Here is a 16,284-nt window from a genome sequence, read left to right as displayed (position 1 = left end):
GGGGAGAGGACCGCCCGCGCGCCTAAACCACCAGTTCCTCCAGGCGGCGGGGGCTGAGGATGACGAGGGCGGCGGGATCGCGGCGGATGACGCCGCGGCGCTCCAGGTCGCTGATGGCGCGCGAGGCGGTCTCGCGGGTGGTGTTCACCAGCTGGGCGATCTCGGTGATCACCGGCGGAGGGCTGATCCGGCGGCCATCGGCGGCCTGGCGCAGGAGCTCGGCGTAGACGCGGCCCACGGAGGTGAGGGTGGTGCGCTCCACCATCCGGGCGGTGGTCGCCTGCAGCTGGCGCAGCAGCATCCGCGAGACGGCCAGGCCGACCGAGCTGTGCAGCTCGACCAGGGCGAGGAAATCCAGGGCGAGGAAGACGGCGGCGCGCACCTCGTCGACGGCGCGGACCTCGGTGGGGCTGGGCGGGCTCTCGCGCTCGACCACGGCGCCGAAGACGTCGCCGGGGCGATAGGCCTGCAGCAGGACCCCCTGGCCCTCGGCCCCGTAGGCGTAGGCGTAGGCGAGACCCAGGACCAGCAGGAAGGTCTCGGCGCGCACGTCGCCCTGGCGGATGATCGGGGCCTGCGGCGGGTAGCTGCGCTCGGCGCAGCGGCGCACGATGCTCTGCGCCACCTCGGGCGAGCAGCCGAAGACGTCCTGGACGAAGGCCGGCAGGGCCGGCGTCTCTGACTGCAAGCGGTGGAGCCCCTCTCCCGCGACCGGCCGATGGTGCGGCGCCGCAGGCGCGGCGTCCACGGGGGATCGCGGGAGAGGGTCGAGGCGCGTCACCAGCCGAAGATGTCGCCGATGCTTTCGCCGAGATCCTCCAGCACCTGGCCGGGGTCGGTGAGGATCTGAACGCCCAGGCCGTTCGGCCCGAAGCAGCCCCCCGGAACGCCGATGCCGTTCTGGCACCGCTCCAGCTCGATGGGCGCCCAGGCGGCGGCCCAGCAGGCGGGGTCGGGCCCGCACTGGGAGCCGATCTGGCCCATCAGCACGCCGTCCTGGGGCACGCCGGCAGCGCGGGCGGCGTCCTGCCAGGTGGTCGGAATACCCGGCGGCGGGCCGCCCGCACCCGGGAAGCCGCCGGGCATGGGCGCGCCGACCCCAGGCGGCATCGGCATCGGCGGCATCGGCATGGGCATCGGCGGCGGCGGCGGGATGAAGACCGGCGCGCCGCACGGGACCGGGCCGAAGGGGCCGGGACACAGCATCGCCGGCGGCGGCGGCGGCGGGTAGGGGAAGAACTGGGCGGCGGCCGGGCCGGAGCCCGCCGAGCCGATGACGAGAGCGGCCGCAGCCGCCAGGCGGGTGGGGACATTCATCTCGCGTCCTCCGAGAGGCGCGCCGGATCGGCGCAAGCGCGAGGCTAGGTCCGCCGGGGGCCGCGACCGCGTGACGGCGATCACGGGGCCGAAGAGGTTAGAAGGCGGCGGTCAGGCTGGTGAAGAGGCGCCAGTCCTTGTCGTCGGTGACGTAAGGGGTTCGCGTCAGCGGGCGGGCGGCCTCGAGGCGCAGGGTGGCGCGGCGCTGGAAGGTGACGCGGACCCCGCCGCCCGCCGAGGCCAGGGCGGCGCTCTTGAAGCCGGGGAAGGCGTCCTTGCGCCAGACCTTGGCGGTGTCGGCGAACCCGTAGAGCTGCAGGAAGCTGACCGCCTGGGGCTTGGGATCCCAGCCGTAGCGGAGCTCCACCAGGGCGCCGGCGCCCTTCTCGCCGGCGATCTCGGCGTAGTTGTACGCGCGGCCGTAGGGCAGGGCGCCGGCGGCGAACTCCTCGGCGGCCAGCAGGGTGTCGGGGGACCACTGGGCGTCGGCCTGGACGTAGAGGCCGGCCCGGCGGCCGAGGTCGCGATAGTGCGAGCCGTGCAGGTTCACCTTCCAGAACTGGCCGTCGGCGTCCCAGCGGGAGCGGGTGCGGCCCGGCGCGTCGCTGGCGCCCAGGATATCGAGCCCGCGCGACAGCTGGGCGAAGCCGGTGAGCGAGCGGCCGTCGTCCTGGCGCGTGGCGAAGACCGAGGCGCGCAGGACGCGCAGGTTGTCCTCGTAGCCGCCGGCGGCGCCCCAGTCCTGCTGGATGCGCGAGGCGTCGAAGGCGAGCGCGCCCCAGACGGCGTGCTTGCGGCCGCGGGCCAGGGGGTGGGACCAGCGCAGGCTGGCGAACTGGTTCTCGTTGCCGACCACCTGGCCGAGGTTGGCGGAGGCGTCGCGGGCCCGGGCGGCCGAGGCGCGCACGCCCAGCGAGCCGCCGGTGGCCAGCGGATAGAGGTAGGCGACCTCGCCTTGGGTGAACTCCTCCGGATCCTCCGGGATGGTGAGCACCGAGACGGCCAGCTGGTCGCCGGCGACGAGGGCCGAGTTGGCGGCGAGGCGGCCGTAGAGCTGCCAGGGGCCGGCGGATTCCGTGCCGCGGTTGTCGGCGTAGAGGCTGGGGGCGAGGCGCTGGCGGTCGGCATAGACCACGAGGCGGTGCTGGGCCGGGTCGTCGATCACCGGCTCCAGGTGGGTCTTCAGCCTCAGGCCCGGCCGGTCGGTGGCCAGCGTCAGCCGGCGGTCGAGGTCGGCGAGCTTGAGCGGGCGGGCGTCCATGACGCCGGTGAGCAGGGCGTCCACGGCGCCGGCCGCGGGACCGTCCACCTGCACCTCGCCGATATAGCCTTCGTAGACGGAGAGGCGGACGACGCCGCGCGGGCCGGACTGCGGCGGCACCACGGCGCGGGCCAGGAAGTAGCCGTCGGCGCGATACTTGTCGGTGATCGCCTGGGCGATCCGCACGAGGTCGGCCATGGAGACCTCGCGCGTCAAGTAATCGGCGTAGAAAGGCGCGATCTCCTTCATCGGATAGGCGGTGACGCCGTCCACGGTCAGCGCCATGAGGACGAAGCAGTCGTCGCTGGCGGGAACGCAGTCGGCGGGGTCGCCGGGCGCCGGCTCCGCCGGGGCCGGATCGGGCGGCGCGGGCTCAAGCGCCTGCGCAGGCGGAGGCGCAAGGGCCAGACACAGGGCGATCGCCAGGCCCGTGCGCGTTGAAGCGCCCGTCCGATCGTCCGTCTGCAGCCCCCTCGGCGACACCAGCCTACGCACCATAGTGAATCTAATTTTAAGTAGGATTGTCGGACGTCCAAGCTTAATTTGCCGCTAACGAAGAATAAAAACCTTCTGCATTAGCGGCCTGTTATCCCTGAGCGTGCAAAAAGTGCCCGTGTATTCGTGAAAGACCGCGTAACTGGTCTCAGGAAGCAGGTCTACTATGAGCACTCTTCGCCTGGCTGTTTCGGCCGTCTTCACCTCCGCGCTCGTCTTCGGGGCCAACGCCGCGTGGGCCGCCGACTGGAAGCTCGTGGAGGTCAGCGGGACCGTGCGCGTCGCCGCGCCGGGGCGCACGGCGCAGCCCGCGGCGGTGAACCAGCTCGTGCCCGTGGGCGCGAACATCACCACGGCGGCCGGCGGGCGAGCCTCGCTCTCGAACGGCGCGCAGAAGATCGTGCTGGGCGCCAACAGCCGGATGACGGTGGCGCCCGAGCCCGGTGCAGGCATGACCCGCATCGTCCAGGACCTGGGCTCGATCCTGTTCCAGGTGGACAAGCAGCCGGCCAAGCACTTCCGTGTCGACACTCCCCTGCTCGCGGCCATCGTGAAGGGCACGACCTTCACCGTGAACGTCGGCCCGATGGCCGACACCGTGCACGTGGCGGAGGGCCTCGTCGAGGTGCGTCCGTCGAACGGCGGGGCGGGCTCCGACGTGGCGGCGGGGGCGACGGCGACCGTGTCGCGCGAGGCGCCCGGCCAGGTGAGCAAGACCACGCCCACGGCCCAGGCGGCCCCGGAGGCCGCCGGCAAGGTGGAGCCCCTGAACTACGCGGCGGTGTCCGACGGCCTGGTGCAGGCCGCGCCCACGGCCCAGATGGCGTCCGCGCCGCCGCAGGCCTCGGGGCCCGGCGGCGCGCCGGCCGAAACCGGCGCCGCCCCGGCGACGTCGGGCGGCGCCAGCACCCTGACCCGCCTGGCCGAGATCGAGCCGCCCGTCTCCGTGGCGCCGGCGATGACCGCGCCCGCCCCTGGGCCGATCGGCGCCGAGGCCCCGGCGCCCGCGCCGGCTCCCGCCCCGTCGGCCGAGCCGCCCGCCGCCGGTCCGCCGGCCAACAGCAATGCGGGCGGCAACGGCAACGGCAACGCCGATCCTGGCCCGCCGGCCAACAGCAACGCCGGCGGCAACGGCAACGCCGATCCCGGTCCCCCGCCCAACAGCAATGCGGGCGGCAACGGCAACGCCGATCCCGGTCCCCCGGCCAACAGCAACGCCGGCGGCAACGGCAACGGCAACGCCGATCCGGGCCCGCCGGCCAACAGCAACGCCGGCGGCAACGGCAACGGCAACGCCGATCCCGGTCCCCCGGCCAACAGCAATGCGGGCGGCAACGGCAACGGCAACGGCAACGCGGATCCGGGCCCGCCGGCCAGCAGCAATGCGGGCGGCAACGGCAACGGCGCTGCCGAGCCCGCTCCTCCTGCGAATGCTGGCGGCAACGGCAACGGCAACGCCGATCCCGCTCCGCCAACCAACGCGGGCGGCAACGGCAACGGCAATGCCGATCCGGGCCCGCCGGCCAACGCCGGCGGCAACGGCAACGGCAACGCCGAGCCCACGCCCCCCACCGGCAACGGCAACGGCAATGGCGGCGGCAACGGCGGCGGCCAGACCGCGCCGCCCGCGGGCAACGGCAACGCCGAGCCCACGCCCCCCGCGAACAACGGCGGCGGCAACGGCAACGGCAACGGCAACGGCAACGGCAACGGCAAGAACGGATAGTGTTGCGCTGGCCCTGGACAAGACGACCGGCTGAGCCCTCAGCCGGAGCCAGACAGGCGGCCGGCCCCGCAGCCCGCGGGGCCGGCTTCGTCGTGATCGCCGCCCTGGTCCTCGGCGCGCAGTTCAGCGGACTGCTGCGGCCGCTGGACGACGGGCTGGCGGACCTGCGCTTCCGGCTGCTCGAGCGGCCGGCGAGCGGGACGCTCACCACCGTCGAGATCGACAGCGCCAGCCTGCAGGCGGCGGGTCGCTGGCCGTGGGCGCGCGAACGCTACGCCACCGCCATCGAGAACCTGCAGAAGGCCGGCGCCAGGGTGGTGGCCTTCGACGTCGACTTCAGCGCGCCATCCTCTCCGGAGTCCGACGCCGCGCTGCAGGCGGCGGTGGAGGCCCATCCGGGCGCGGTGATCCTGCCGGTCTTCGTGCAGCGCAGCGCCCGGGGTCCGGACGGGACCCTGGTGGAGAACGCGCCGCTGCCGGCGCTCGCCGCCCAGGCGGTGCTGGCCAGCGTCAATGTGCCGGTGGACCCGGACGGCCGGGTGCGGCGCTACCCCTTCGCCCTGGAGACGCGCGGCGGACCGCGCCCGTCGATCGGCGCGCTGCTGGCGGACGCCCCGCCGGGACGGGCGGGGACCTTCCTGCTCGACTACGGGATCCGCGTGGAGGACACCCCGCACCTGAGCTTCGAGGCGGTCTACCAGGGCCGGTTCGACCCGGCGCTGGTGCGCGGCCGCTCGGTGCTGATCGGGGCCACCGCGCTCGAACTGGGCGACGAGTTCGCCACGCCCCGGGTCGGCACCATGGCCGGCGTCCACGTCCACGCGCTCGCCTACGAGAGCGTGCTGGCCGGCCGCACGCTGACCCGACTCAATCCCTACGTCACCCTGCTGATCGCCGGCCTGGTCGCCCTCCTGCTCAGGCCCCGGCGCGCGGCCATGTCGCTGAAGACCCTGCTGGCGCGCCATTTCGCGGCGGCGGCGGGGGCGCTCGTCCTGCCGCTGTGGCTGCAGGCCCTGTTCCCCGTCACGCTGGAGGTCGCCCCGATCCTCATGGCCCAGGCGCTGGTGCTGGTGTGGTCGGTGCGGAGCGAGCTGGAACGGCGCGCCGAGGCGATCGTCCGCGAGCGCGAGGCGGGCCTGCTGCACCTTGCGATGCACGAGCCGGAGACCGAGCTGCCCAACCGCCGCGCCCTGACCGCCGATGTCGCCGGGCGGATGGCGGAGGAGGGCGCGCTGGCGGTGGTGGCCGTGGGCATCGACCGCTATCCGGTGATGCGCGGGGCCGTGGGCTACGGCATGGCCAACCTGGTGGTGAAGGCGCTGGCCGAACGGCTGGCCGAGGCCACCGGGCAGGCGCAGGTCGCTCACCTCTCCACCTCGGTGCTGGGCCTGGCGCTGACCGCGCCGACGCGCGCGGAGCTGATGGAGCAGGTGCAGAAGCTGGAGCGGCTGTCGCCGGCCTTCCAGATCGGCGAGCACGCGGTGGACGCCTTCGTGCGCCTGGGCGTCGCCTATCGCGGCAAGGGCGGGGAGGGCGCCGAGCAGCTCCTGGAGAACGCCTCTCTGGCGCTCGACCGGGCCCGGCGGATCGACCGCCGGACGGTGGTCTATGACGCGGCGGCCTTCGTGGACCCGCAGACCAATCTCGCCCTGATGAGCGACATGCGCAAAGGGCTGAAGGCCGGCGAGATCTCTCTGCGGTACCAGCCGAAGGTCTGTCCCGCGACGGGCCGGGTGGCCGGGGTCGAGGCCCTGGTGCGCTGGGAGCATCCCACCCGCGGCCCGATTGCGCCGGACGACTTCATCGGCGCGGCCGAGGAGACCGGGGCGATCCGCGGCCTGACCGAATGGGCGCTGGAGCGGGTGCTGGCCGACCGCACGCGCCTGCGCGACGCGGGCCACCCGGTCAGCCTGGCGCTCAACGTCTCGCCGCGCCTGCTCACCGACGGCGGCTTCCTGGAGCGGGCCCTGAAGGCGGTGCGCAAGGATGCGCGCGAGCTCACCTTCGAGATCACCGAGACGGCGGTGGTGCGCAGCCCCGAGGCGGCGATGTCGGCGCTCGCGGCCTATCGCGCGGCCGGGGTGAAGATCGCCATCGACGACTATGGCGCGGGCCTGTCGTCGCTGGCCTATCTGAAGATGATCCACGCCGACGAGCTGAAGCTGGACAAGTCGCTGGTCAGCGGCGCGGCGGCCAGTGAGCGCGAGCGGCTGATCCTGAAGTCGACCATCGAGCTGGCGCACGGCCTGGGCATGAAGGTGGTGGCCGAGGGCGTGGAGACCGAGGCGGTGCGCGAGGCCCTGGCCGGCCTGGGCTGCGACGCCATCCAGGGCTACCTGATCGCCAGGGCCATGCCCCTGGAGGAGCTCATCGCCTTCCTGGCCGGGGAGAGGCAGCACGCCGCCTGAGCGTTGGGCGGCGCGGCCGCCTTGCGCTAGAGAACGCGCGCCATGGCCGATTCCGAGCCCGTACCGCCGTCCTACGAGGACGGCCTCGCCCTGCAGCGCGAGGGTCGCATCCCCGAGGCGATCGCCGTGTACCGCGCGGCGGCGCGGCGGGGGCTGACGGTTCGGCTGGCCGCCAACCTGGGCTTCTGCCTGGGCGAGGTCGGCGAATACGCCGAGGCCGAGCACTGGATGGGTCTGGCCGCCCGCCACCAGCCGGCCAACCCCCACCTGCGCCAGCGGCTGGGCGCGATCTATTCGGCGCAGGACAAGGTGGAACTGGCGGAGCTCGAGTACCGCACCGCGCTCGCCTTCAACCCCGACTTCGCCGCGGCCGAGCTGTCGCTGGCCTCGCTGCTGCTCTCGGTGGGCCGGTTCGCCGAGGCCTGGCCGCTGATGGAGGCGCGGACCCGCATGCACGAGCGCGTGGTGCCGGCCGTCAACCTGCCCTATCCGGAGTGGACCGGCGAGCCGCTGCAGGGCCGCTCGGTGATGGTGCAGGTGGAGCAGGGCCTGGGCGACCAGATCCAGATGGCCCGCTTCGCCGCCCTGCTGAAGGCGCGCGGCGCGGGCCAGGTGACGCTGACCTGCCGCAGCCCGCTCGCGCCGCTGTTCCTCGCCACCCCGGGCGTGGACGAGACGGTGGCCCTGGACGCCGGGACGACGGCGAAGCTCAGGCCGCACGACTTCTGGACCCGCTACTTCACCCTGCCGTGGCGGCTGGGGGTGACGGAGCAGACGCTGTGGCCGGGGCCCTACTGCTTCGCCACCGAGGACCGGAAAGCGCGGTGGAAGCCGGACGCCCGGATCGGCCTGGCCTGGCAGGCGAGCCCCACCGGCTTCAACGGCGCCAACAAGGGCCTGCCGGAGGCGCTGGCCCGGCGGCTGCTGGACCGCGGCGCGATCAGCCTGCAGCCGGAGGACACCGGCGTCGCGGACATGGCCGACACCGCCGCGATCATCGACGGCCTGGACCTGGTGATCTCCATCGACACCTCGATCGCCCACCTGGCCGGGGCCATGGGCAAGCCGGTGTGGATCCTGCTGCCGTTCGTGAAGGTCGACTGGCGCTGGATGCGCGGGCGCACGGACTCGCCCTGGTATCCGACGGCCCGGCTCTACCGGCAGGCGCGGGTGAACGGCTGGGGCGACATGGTGGACAAGGTGATCTCCGACCTGGAGGCGCAGGGGCTCTAGCCCGCCGCGGAACCGGCGTCTTGCGGGAGCGGTTGGGCCCAGACATGGCTCAACAGGAGACGGCGATGACGCAGCAGAACCAGGCCGGCGGCGGCCAGCAGGGCGAACGGGTCGAAGGCAGCCTGACCGACGGCGGCTCCCTGCCCGGCAAGGGGCGCGAGGACCGCAGCTTCGGCGCCGGCCGCGAGGACGAGACCGGCTACGGCCAGGAGACGGGGCCGCTGGCCACCGGCGACACGGGCGGGGCTTCGGGCTCCTCCGGCTCCACGGGCGCCTCCAAGGCCGGCGACACCGGCGGGGACGCGCACCTGGGCTCCGCGGGGACGGGCGGCACGGCGGCGGGCGACCAGCAGACCGGCGCCGACAACAACCAGGGCATGGGCTCCGGCCGCAGCGAGCCGCGATAGGCGCACAGCAAAACGGCCGCCCGGATGGGCGGCCGTCCTGCGTTCGCGAAGGCGGGTCGGCCTAGTTGGCCGCGCCCGTCTTCTGGGCGAGTTCGCGGGCCCGGGTCAGGTGGGCCTCGATCTTCGGCGCGACCTTGGCGGCGTGCGCCTTCAGGCCGGCGTTCTCGCCGTTGTCGGCATAGCCGCGGTGCAGGGTCAGCGCCTCTTCGTGGGCGGCGACCTGCTGGGTCAGGAACACCTTGTCGAACTGGTCGGCCGGGGCGGCGTTCAGGTTGTCCAGCATGCCCTGGCGGCGCTCGTCGAGCTTGGCCGGCGGGGTCTGACCGGCGGCGGTGACGAGCGGCTTCATCTCGTTCATCGCCGTGGTGTGGTCGGTCTGGATCATCTTGGCGAAGGCCTTGACGTCGGCCGACTTGGCCTTGTTCGACGCGATCTTCGCCGCCTCGATCTCGTACATGTCGCCCTCGGCGGCGTTCGAGACGTAGCCTTCGAGGGTGTTGGCGCCGAGCGTCGAGGCCGAGACGGAGCCCACGGCGGCGCCGACGGCGTCCTGGGCGGCGTTCACGGCCGGAGTCTGGCCGCCGGCCTCGGCGGACGCGTTCTCGGCGCTCTTCTCGGCCTGGCCGTTGCCGCACGCGGCGAGCGACAGGGCCGCGACGGCGGCCGCGGCCATATAGAATCCACGGTTCATGGTTGGCGTCTCCCGTTGCCTTAGGTGCGGAAAACCCCCAGCGGCGGAGCTTGGTTCCGCACCACGCGAAAGTCGCGGCCCGCGCGCGCCGGGTGGCGCGGGAGCCGGATGCCTCCAGGGGTCGGCCGCGCGGGGGCGGCCTTGGCCAGAACAACAGGCGAGCCGGGCGGCGGTTCCGGCCGCGCTGGCCGGTTGCTCAAATTATCCTTTGATTACAAGAGGAACGCCGGGGAAGCCCGCCCGTTGGTGAAGCGACGCAATTTCGGGGCGACAATTGGACAATCGAAAAACCGACCTCCCGCCCGCAGGACCGATGCGGGTGCTGGAGCGAGCCGTCTATCGCGGCCCGCATCTCTTCGGCGACATGCCGATGATCCGCTTCCAGCTCGACCTGGGCGCCCTGGAGGCTTTCCCCACGAGCCGGCTGGACGGCTTCACCGAGGCGCTGCTGGCGCAGCTGCCGACGCTGCACAACCACGCCTGCAGCCGCGGCCACGCGGGCGGCTTCGTGGAGCGGCTGCACGAGGGCACCTGGCTGGGCCACGTGGTCGAGCACGTGGCCATCGAGCTGCAGTCGCTGGCGTCCATCCCGGTGACGCGCGGCAAGACCCGGTCGGTGAAGGGCCGGCCCGGCGTCTACAACGTGCTCTTCGAATACCAGGAGGAGGCGCCGGGGCTGTTCGCCGGGCGCCTCGCCCTGGAGCTGGTGAACGCCCTCCTGCCGCCGGACCTGCAGGGGGTGCGGGGCCTCGACATCCTGCACCGCGGGGAGACGCCGGAGCCCTTCGCCCTGGAGCCGGCCCTGGAGCAGCTGCGCAAGCTGGAGCGGCGCACCGGCCTGGGCCCGACGACCGGCTCCATCGTGGCCGAGGCGCGGCGGCGGGGAATCCCGGTCATGCGGCTGGACGACCAGAGCCTCGTGCAGCTCGGCTGGGGCCGCAAGCAGGAGCGCATCCGGGCCAGCATCACCGGCCGGACCTCGTTCATCGGCGTGGAGACCGCGTCCGACAAGGCGCTGACCAAGGCGCTGCTCTCCAAGGCAGGCGTGCCGGTGCCGGAAGGCGCGGTGGTGCGATCGGCCGACGAGGCGGTGCGCGAGGCCGCGCGGCTGCGCGGGCCGGTGGTGGTCAAGCCGCTGGACGGCAACCACGGCCGCGGGGTGACGACGGGACTGACCGAGGAGGCCGACATCCGCCGCGCCTTCCAGGTGGCCGCCCAGCACAGCCGTCGCGTCGTGGTGGAGCAGCACTTCCAGGGCAACGACCACCGCCTGCTGGTGGTCGGCGGCGAACTGGTGGCCGTCGCCGAGCGGATCCCGGCCCACGTGGTGGGCGACGGCCAGAGCACGGTGGCCGAGCTGATCGAGGCGGTGAACCGCGACCCCCGCCGGGGCGAGGGCCACGAGCAGGTCCTGACCCGCATCAAGGTGGACGAACAGGTCCGCCAGCTGCTGGCGGCCGGCGGCATGACGCTGGAGAGCAGGCCGGCGGCGGGCCAGGTGGTCTATCTGCGCGGCACGGCGAACCTCTCCACCGGCGGGACGGCGGTGGACCGCACCGACGAGATCCACCCCGACAACGTCTGCATCGCGGTGCGCGCCGCGATGAGCCTGGGCCTCGACATCGCCGGTATCGACTTCATCAGCCCCGACATCTCGAAGTCGGCGCGGGAGGCCGGCGGCGGGATCGTGGAGGTGAACGCCGCGCCTGGCTTCCGCATGCACCTGCAGCCGACCGTCGGGCGGCCGCGGCCCGTGGCGCCGGCGGTGGTGCGCATGCTGTTCCCGAAGGGGGAGACCGGCCGCATCCCGATCTTCGCGATCACCGGCACCAACGGGAAGTCCACGACGGGGCGGATGCTGTCGCACATCCTGCGGCAGACCGGCCTGACGGTGGGGCTGACCAACACCTCGGGCGTCTATGTGAACTCCGAGCAGGTGCTGAAGGCGGACGCCTCGGGCCCGCGCAGCGCGCGCATGGTGCTGCACGACCCGATGGTGGAGGCGGCGGTGTTCGAGGTGGCGCGCGGCGGGCTGCTGCGCGAGGGCCTGGCCTTCGACCGCTGCGACGTGGGCGCGGTGACCAACGTCCAGCCCGACCACCTGGGCCTGAAGGGCATCGACACGGTGCAGGACCTGGCCTGGGTGAAGTCGGTGGTGGTGGAGAACGTTTCCCGGCGCGGCGTCAGCATCCTCAACGCCGACGACGTGCTGACGGCGCGGATGCGCCGGCGGGCCGGGGGCCGGATCGGCTTCTTCTCGCTGCGCGGCGGGACCGAGACGCCCCGCTTCCTGCGCGAGCACATCCTGGACGGCGGCCTGGCGGTGGTGCGCGAGGCCGACAGCGGCGGCGGCGAGCTGGTGGTCCACCAGGGCGGCCGCCGCAGGCTGCTGATGCGGGCGGCCGAGATCCCGGCGACGCTCGGCGGGCTGGCGGAGTTCAACGTCCAGAACGCCATGACCGCGGCGGCCATGGCCATCGGCCACGGGGTGGACATCCACGCCGTGCGCCTGGCGCTGTCGACCTTCGGCACGGCGTTCGAGCAGAACCCGGGACGGCTCAACGTCTTCGACGGCCACGGCTTCCGGGTGATCGCCGATTACGCCCACAACGCCGCGGGCCTGATCGCCCTGCGCGACCTGCTGACCAGGCTGCGACCCATGTACCCGCGCCAGATCGGCATGATCAGCATCCCCGGCGACCGGCGCGACGACGACATCCGCGAGATGGGCGAGGTGGCGGCCCTGACCTTCGACGAGCTGGTGTTCCGCGAGGACCCGAGCCGGCGCGGGCGCACGCCGGGCGAGATCATCGAGCTCCTCGTTGAGGGCGCGCGCAAGGCGGGCGCCCAGGAGCACCGCATCCACCGGATCTCGGACGAGATCCACGCCGCCGAGACCGCCATGTCCCTGGCCCGGCCGGGCGATCTCGTGGTGCTGACCCTCACCGAGGTGGAGGACGTCTGGCGCAGCGTGCTGTCGTTCCGCCCGGCGGTGCGGCCGAACTTCGTCAGCGAGACCCTGCCGCAGCTGACGGCGGACCTGCCCGAGCCGATCCGCCGGCGGGCGACCGGGGCCGACGGCGCGGCGCGGCCGCACGCGTGAGGGCGCGCGGTGACTTCGAGGGAGACGTGAGCGGACATGCCTGAGCGCGGAGTGCTGATCGCCATCGGCGGGCACGAGGACAAGGACGGCGACCGGCTGATCCTGAAGTACGTGGCCGACCGGCTGCAGGGCGGGGTGCTGGTGCTGGCCACGGTCGCCAGCCACCAGCCCGAGGGCTACCTCCAGATGTACGAGGAGGCGTTCGGCGACTTCGGGGTCGAGCTGCGCGAGCTCTACGTCAACGAGCGGCACGAGACGAGCGACCCCGAGAAGCTGGCGCTGTTCGAGGGCGCGGCGGGCGTGTTCTTCACCGGGGGAGACCAGCTTCGCATCTCGAGCCAGATCGGCGACACGCCCATCGAGGCCCGCGTCCGGGAGATCCTGGACCGCGGGGGCGTGGTCGCCGGGACGTCAGCAGGCGCCTCGATGATGACGGAGACCATGCTGGTGCGTGGGCCGTCGGCCGAATCCTACCGGATCGGCGACCTGCACATGGCCCCGGGCCTTGGGCTGGTGCGGGACATGATCATCGACCAGCACTTCGCCGAGCGCGGCCGGATCGGCCGGCTGCTCGGCGCGGTGGCGCACAATCCGCGGGTGCTGGGCGTCGGGATTGACGAGGACACCGCCGCGGTGATGGAGAAGGGCCGGCTGACGGTGCTGGGCCGCGCGGCGGTCTACATCGTGGACGGCGCCGAGGTCGGCCACTCCAACGTGGCCGAGGCGGAGGCGGACTATGCGCTCTCGATGCACGACGTGCGCCTGCACGTGCTCACCGAGGGCGACGAGTTCGACCTGAAGGCGCGGCGGCCGAAGGGCGGGCTGCCGCACGAGGACTGGGCCTGGCGTCCGCCGAAGACCTAGAACAGCAGGCTGACGAGGCCGAGCGCGGACGCCGTGAGCGCGGCGAGTTCCATGGCCCGCTTCCAGCGGATCTCGTAGCGGACGGCGGCGCGGAGCGGGCGGTGGGCGGCGGTGTCGGTCATGCGCTACTCGGAAGGGAAGTCCTCGCCGCCCAGGCTGACGCGCACTTGGGGGAGTGGGGGAGACCGCGAGGCTGGGGCTAGATTGCCCGCGGCCGCGCGCCGGACGGCGAGGACTGTCTGCAAACTAACTAGTTGCATAAAAACTGTATGTCGAACGGGCGGTGTTGGCAAGCGCCCTCTCACGCGTGTTTGAAGGCGGCGTGGGTGCGCCGCGAAAAGCTTGGCGTTAACCTCTCGTCCACCCTGTCCCACGGGAGACGAGGCCATGAGTGAGTACTGGCTGAAGGCCCTGCAGGCGGCCGAGGCCGCGGAGGCCGAGGCGCGCCGGCTGCGGGCCCGCTACGGCCGCGACGCCGAACGGCGGCTGGAGGAACTGACCCAGCACCGCGCGCCGCGACCGAGCCGCAGAGAGAGCATCGACGACGTCCGCCGCGCGCTGCGCTGGACCTGAGGCCTGCGCCTCCCCCCGGGAACGGGGGGAGGCGCGGCTTCGTCAGCCGACGAACACCGAGCCGTCGGCGTTGTAGTAGGTGTGGTTGAGCAGCCGGCCGTCGGCGTAGTTGTCGATGTAGTAGGCCCACGGCTGGGTGTCGTAGGTGTCGATGTGCCGCTCCCAGGCGCCGCCGTCGTCGAGGGCCGCGGCCTGGACGGAGAGGCGTCCCAGCGGATCGTAGCCCTCGATCACCCGCGACCACGGCTGGACGCCGGCGGTGTCGAACAGCCACAGGGTGCGCGAGCCGTCGTCGCCGTAGACGCTGTAGGCGAAGAGCCGGCCCGCGGTGTCGTACTCGGCGACCACGGTCGACCAGGCGGTGGTGACATTGCCCACGTCGTTGGCGCGGAAGGACCAGGCGCCGTCGTCGTTGTGGACCTCGTAGCGCTTGAGCTGGCCCGAGGCGGTGAAGGTCGCCGCCGAGGTGTCCCAGGGCTGAGCGCCCCAGTCGAACACCATGTCCGTGCGCGTGCCGTCGGGGTTGAGGGTGCGCAGGCCGCTGGGCTGGAAGCCGGCGGCGAAGTCGCCGCGGCCGAGGCCGGCGACGCCCGGCAGGACGCCGATCGCCTGGGGCAGGCCGGCGCCGGCGTCGCTGTCGGCGTCCCATGAGAGCGCGCCCGTCGTCCGGTCGAGGATCAGGAGGCCGTTCGCGCCGGCGGCGATGTTCCCCTGCTGATCGAACAGCAGGAGGCTGTCGCGGCCGTGGGTGAAGTCGACGATCCGGTCGGCGCCCCCGCCCACGGTCAGGATGAACTTGTCCGCGCCCATGCCGCCGGAGAGGGTGTCCTCGCCGCCGAGGCCCAGCAGCCAGTCGTCGCCCGCGCCGCCGACCAGCAGGTCGCCGGCGGCCGTGCCGACCATGCCGTCAGGCCCGGCCGCGCCCAGCTGGGCGCCGGAGTCCGGCCAGATCACCTGCAGGGTGACGCCCGTCCCGCTGGCGTCGGCCTCGCGCCACACCGCCACGAGGGCGCCGTCGGCGCGGACGTCCACGGCCAGCAGGTCCTGCACGCCAGCCGGCGTGTCGCCGAGCACGAAGGCCGGGCCCGCCGCGGCGCCCTCGGCCGTGAACAGCCGGCCCATCACGTCGCCGGCGGCGCCGGTCCAGGCGACCAGCACCCGCCCGTCCGGCAGCACGGCCACCTGCGGCTCCCCGGCCCCGTCGCCCGTGGCGGCGTCGCCGGCCCGCACCGGCTGGGTGCGGTTGGTGGCGTTGCCGAGGCCCAGGCGGTCGTCGGGATAGAAGGAGACCCAGACCGCGCCGCCCTGGCTCCAGGCGAAGACGACGTCCCCACCGTCGGTGTGGCCAAGGCCGAGGCCCTGGGCCGGATCGACGGTCGGCCCGCCATCGGACGGGAAGGCGGCGTCGAGCCGGACCGGGGAGCCGATGGCCTGGCCGGAGAGGTCGTAGACCTGCGCCCACTGGGCGCCGGCGTCGCTCACGCCCGGGCCGAAGGTGGGCGCATCGCGCCAGGTGGCGAGGAACTGGCCGTCGCCCAGGTCCACGAAGCTGATGTCCGGGTCGTACTGGACGAGCTGCTTGTTCGAGGGCTCCACGAAGACCGGGATGTCCCGCTCCACCTGGCCCTGGGCGTCGGCGACGACGATGCGCGAGGCGAGGCCCTGGAAGCCCATGCTGTCGGCCCGCTGGATGCTCCAGCCGGCCACGAAGCCGCCGTCGGAGAGGCCGGTCACCTCGAGGCCGAGCAGGCGCAAGCCCAGCGTCGGCGTGCCGGCGATGGCGTAGCTGGCCAGTTCGCGCGTGGCGCCCACCGCCTGGCCCGAGGCGTCGAAGACCTGGGCCTGGACGGTGGCCGGGGCGTCGGGACCGGTGGTCCAGACGACCACGAAGCCGCCGCCGCTGAGGGCCGCGACGTCGGCCTGGGCGGCGGGACCCACGGTGATCTCGACCGAGGCGGCGTCGCCGCCGGGGGTGGCGAGCCGCAGCCGGAGCAGATCGGTTTCCGGCCCCTGGTCGATCCAGGTGACGACCGTGCGGCCGCCGGCCAGGGCGGCCACGCCGGCGGGGACCTGGTCGCCCGTGCTGGTGGTGTTGACGTGGATCTCGGGGGTGAGGGAGGTGGGCATGACGCGGCTCTGCACTAGGGGGACGCAGACAACCGTAAGATGCGGCGCCGGCGGCCCGCCTTGATATGCGACAAGCTGC

Annotated in this window: 13 protein-coding genes; 7 read left to right on the top strand and 6 right to left on the bottom strand. The window is 73.3% G+C overall.

Features of this window, described 5'->3' with window-relative positions; translation table 11 throughout:
* Positions 1–22 precede the first annotated feature (22 nt).
* The 3 genes from VM685_RS18165 to VM685_RS18155 all read right to left on the bottom strand — a co-directional run bounded on the left by VM685_RS18165 (position 23) and on the right by VM685_RS18155 (position 2,863).
* The gene (locus tag VM685_RS18165; RefSeq protein ID WP_325461585.1) at positions 23–688 is read right to left on the bottom strand and encodes a Crp/Fnr family transcriptional regulator; all 666 of its coding nucleotides are present in this window, start codon (positions 686–688) and stop codon (positions 23–25) included.
* An 89-nt stretch (positions 689–777) separates the two neighbouring features.
* The gene (locus VM685_RS18160; protein ID WP_325461584.1) at positions 778–1,317 is read right to left on the bottom strand and encodes a hypothetical protein; all 540 of its coding nucleotides are present in this window, start codon (positions 1,315–1,317) and stop codon (positions 778–780) included.
* A gap of 97 nt (positions 1,318–1,414) precedes the next feature.
* A complete protein-coding gene (locus tag VM685_RS18155) occupies positions 1,415–2,863 on the bottom strand; it encodes a ShlB/FhaC/HecB family hemolysin secretion/activation protein (RefSeq protein ID WP_325461583.1) in 1,449 nt (482 codons plus the stop codon).
* A gap of 376 nt (positions 2,864–3,239) precedes the next feature.
* On the opposite strand from VM685_RS18155, the gene VM685_RS18150 reads away from it, so the two are divergent.
* From VM685_RS18150 to VM685_RS18135, 4 genes are all read left to right on the top strand, one after another.
* Positions 3,240–4,799 carry a FecR domain-containing protein gene (locus VM685_RS18150; protein WP_325461582.1) on the top strand — a complete coding sequence of 520 codons (1,560 nt, stop codon included), beginning with the start codon at positions 3,240–3,242 and terminating at the stop codon, positions 4,797–4,799.
* Positions 4,800–4,891: 92 nt separating this feature from the next.
* Positions 4,892–7,207 carry a putative bifunctional diguanylate cyclase/phosphodiesterase gene (locus VM685_RS18145; protein ID WP_325461581.1) on the top strand — a complete coding sequence of 772 codons (2,316 nt, stop codon included), beginning with the start codon at positions 4,892–4,894 and terminating at the stop codon, positions 7,205–7,207.
* A gap of 42 nt (positions 7,208–7,249) precedes the next feature.
* On the top strand, positions 7,250–8,440 hold the full coding sequence (locus VM685_RS18140) for a tetratricopeptide repeat-containing glycosyltransferase family protein (protein ID WP_325461580.1): 1,191 nt from the start codon (positions 7,250–7,252) through the stop codon (positions 8,438–8,440).
* 65 nt (positions 8,441–8,505) lie between these two features.
* Entirely contained in the window at positions 8,506–8,847 is a 342-nt protein-coding gene (locus tag VM685_RS18135; protein ID WP_325461579.1) for a hypothetical protein, read from the top strand.
* Between the two features lie 61 nt (positions 8,848–8,908).
* Here VM685_RS18135 and VM685_RS18130 read toward each other — a convergent pair whose 3' ends face one another.
* Positions 8,909–9,538, bottom strand: a complete 630-nt coding sequence (locus tag VM685_RS18130; RefSeq protein WP_325461578.1) for a DUF4142 domain-containing protein — start codon at positions 9,536–9,538, stop codon at positions 8,909–8,911.
* Between the two features lie 319 nt (positions 9,539–9,857).
* Between VM685_RS18130 and cphA the strand changes: the two genes are divergently transcribed.
* Together cphA and VM685_RS18120 are read left to right on the top strand one after the other, a co-directional pair.
* On the top strand, positions 9,858–12,641 hold the full coding sequence (cphA, locus tag VM685_RS18125; RefSeq protein ID WP_325461577.1) for a cyanophycin synthetase: 2,784 nt from the start codon (positions 9,858–9,860) through the stop codon (positions 12,639–12,641).
* 36 nt (positions 12,642–12,677) lie between these two features.
* Positions 12,678–13,505 carry a cyanophycinase gene (locus tag VM685_RS18120; protein ID WP_325461576.1) on the top strand — a complete coding sequence of 276 codons (828 nt, stop codon included), beginning with the start codon at positions 12,678–12,680 and terminating at the stop codon, positions 13,503–13,505.
* On the opposite strand, the gene VM685_RS18115 is transcribed toward VM685_RS18120, so the two are convergent.
* On the bottom strand, positions 13,502–13,627 hold the full coding sequence (locus VM685_RS18115) for a hypothetical protein (protein WP_325461575.1): 126 nt from the start codon (positions 13,625–13,627) through the stop codon (positions 13,502–13,504). The two genes, VM685_RS18120 and VM685_RS18115, sit on opposite strands and share 4 nt — an antisense overlap.
* 265 nt (positions 13,628–13,892) lie before the next feature.
* Between VM685_RS18115 and VM685_RS18110 the strand changes: the two genes are divergently transcribed.
* Positions 13,893–14,078: a hypothetical protein gene (locus tag VM685_RS18110; RefSeq protein WP_325461574.1), complete on the top strand. Its 186-nt coding sequence runs from the start codon at positions 13,893–13,895 to the stop codon at positions 14,076–14,078.
* A 42-nt stretch (positions 14,079–14,120) separates the two neighbouring features.
* Here VM685_RS18110 and VM685_RS18105 read toward each other — a convergent pair whose 3' ends face one another.
* On the bottom strand, positions 14,121–16,205 hold the full coding sequence (locus tag VM685_RS18105) for a hypothetical protein (protein ID WP_325461573.1): 2,085 nt from the start codon (positions 16,203–16,205) through the stop codon (positions 14,121–14,123).
* Positions 16,206–16,284 lie beyond the last annotated feature (79 nt).

This window comes from Phenylobacterium sp., from assembly GCF_035539035.1.
Taxonomy (GTDB): Bacteria; Pseudomonadota; Alphaproteobacteria; order Caulobacterales; family Caulobacteraceae; genus Phenylobacterium.
This window is presented reverse-complemented; position numbering and strand designations above follow the sequence as displayed.

What these genes read in the sequence shown, in the direction of transcription:
- VM685_RS18140 (WP_325461580.1), top strand. Translation starts at nt 7,250, where the DNA reads ATGGCCGATTCCGAGCCCGTACCGCCGTCCTACGAGGACGGCCTCGCC.
- VM685_RS18150 (WP_325461582.1), top strand. Translation starts at nt 3,240, where the DNA reads ATGAGCACTCTTCGCCTGGCTGTTTCGGCCGTCTTCACCTCCGCGCTC.
- VM685_RS18115 (WP_325461575.1), bottom strand. Translation starts at nt 13,627, where the DNA reads ATGACCGACACCGCCGCCCACCGCCCGCTCCGCGCCGCCGTCCGCTAC.
- VM685_RS18105 (WP_325461573.1), bottom strand. Translation starts at nt 16,205, where the DNA reads ATGCCCACCTCCCTCACCCCCGAGATCCACGTCAACACCACCAGCACG.
- VM685_RS18130 (WP_325461578.1), bottom strand. Translation starts at nt 9,538, where the DNA reads ATGAACCGTGGATTCTATATGGCCGCGGCCGCCGTCGCGGCCCTGTCG.
- VM685_RS18135 (WP_325461579.1), top strand. Translation starts at nt 8,506, where the DNA reads ATGACGCAGCAGAACCAGGCCGGCGGCGGCCAGCAGGGCGAACGGGTC.
- VM685_RS18155 (WP_325461583.1), bottom strand. Translation starts at nt 2,863, where the DNA reads ATGGCGCTGACCGTGGACGGCGTCACCGCCTATCCGATGAAGGAGATC.
- VM685_RS18110 (WP_325461574.1), top strand. Translation starts at nt 13,893, where the DNA reads ATGAGTGAGTACTGGCTGAAGGCCCTGCAGGCGGCCGAGGCCGCGGAG.
- VM685_RS18120 (WP_325461576.1), top strand. Translation starts at nt 12,678, where the DNA reads ATGCCTGAGCGCGGAGTGCTGATCGCCATCGGCGGGCACGAGGACAAG.
- VM685_RS18160 (WP_325461584.1), bottom strand. Translation starts at nt 1,317, where the DNA reads ATGAATGTCCCCACCCGCCTGGCGGCTGCGGCCGCTCTCGTCATCGGC.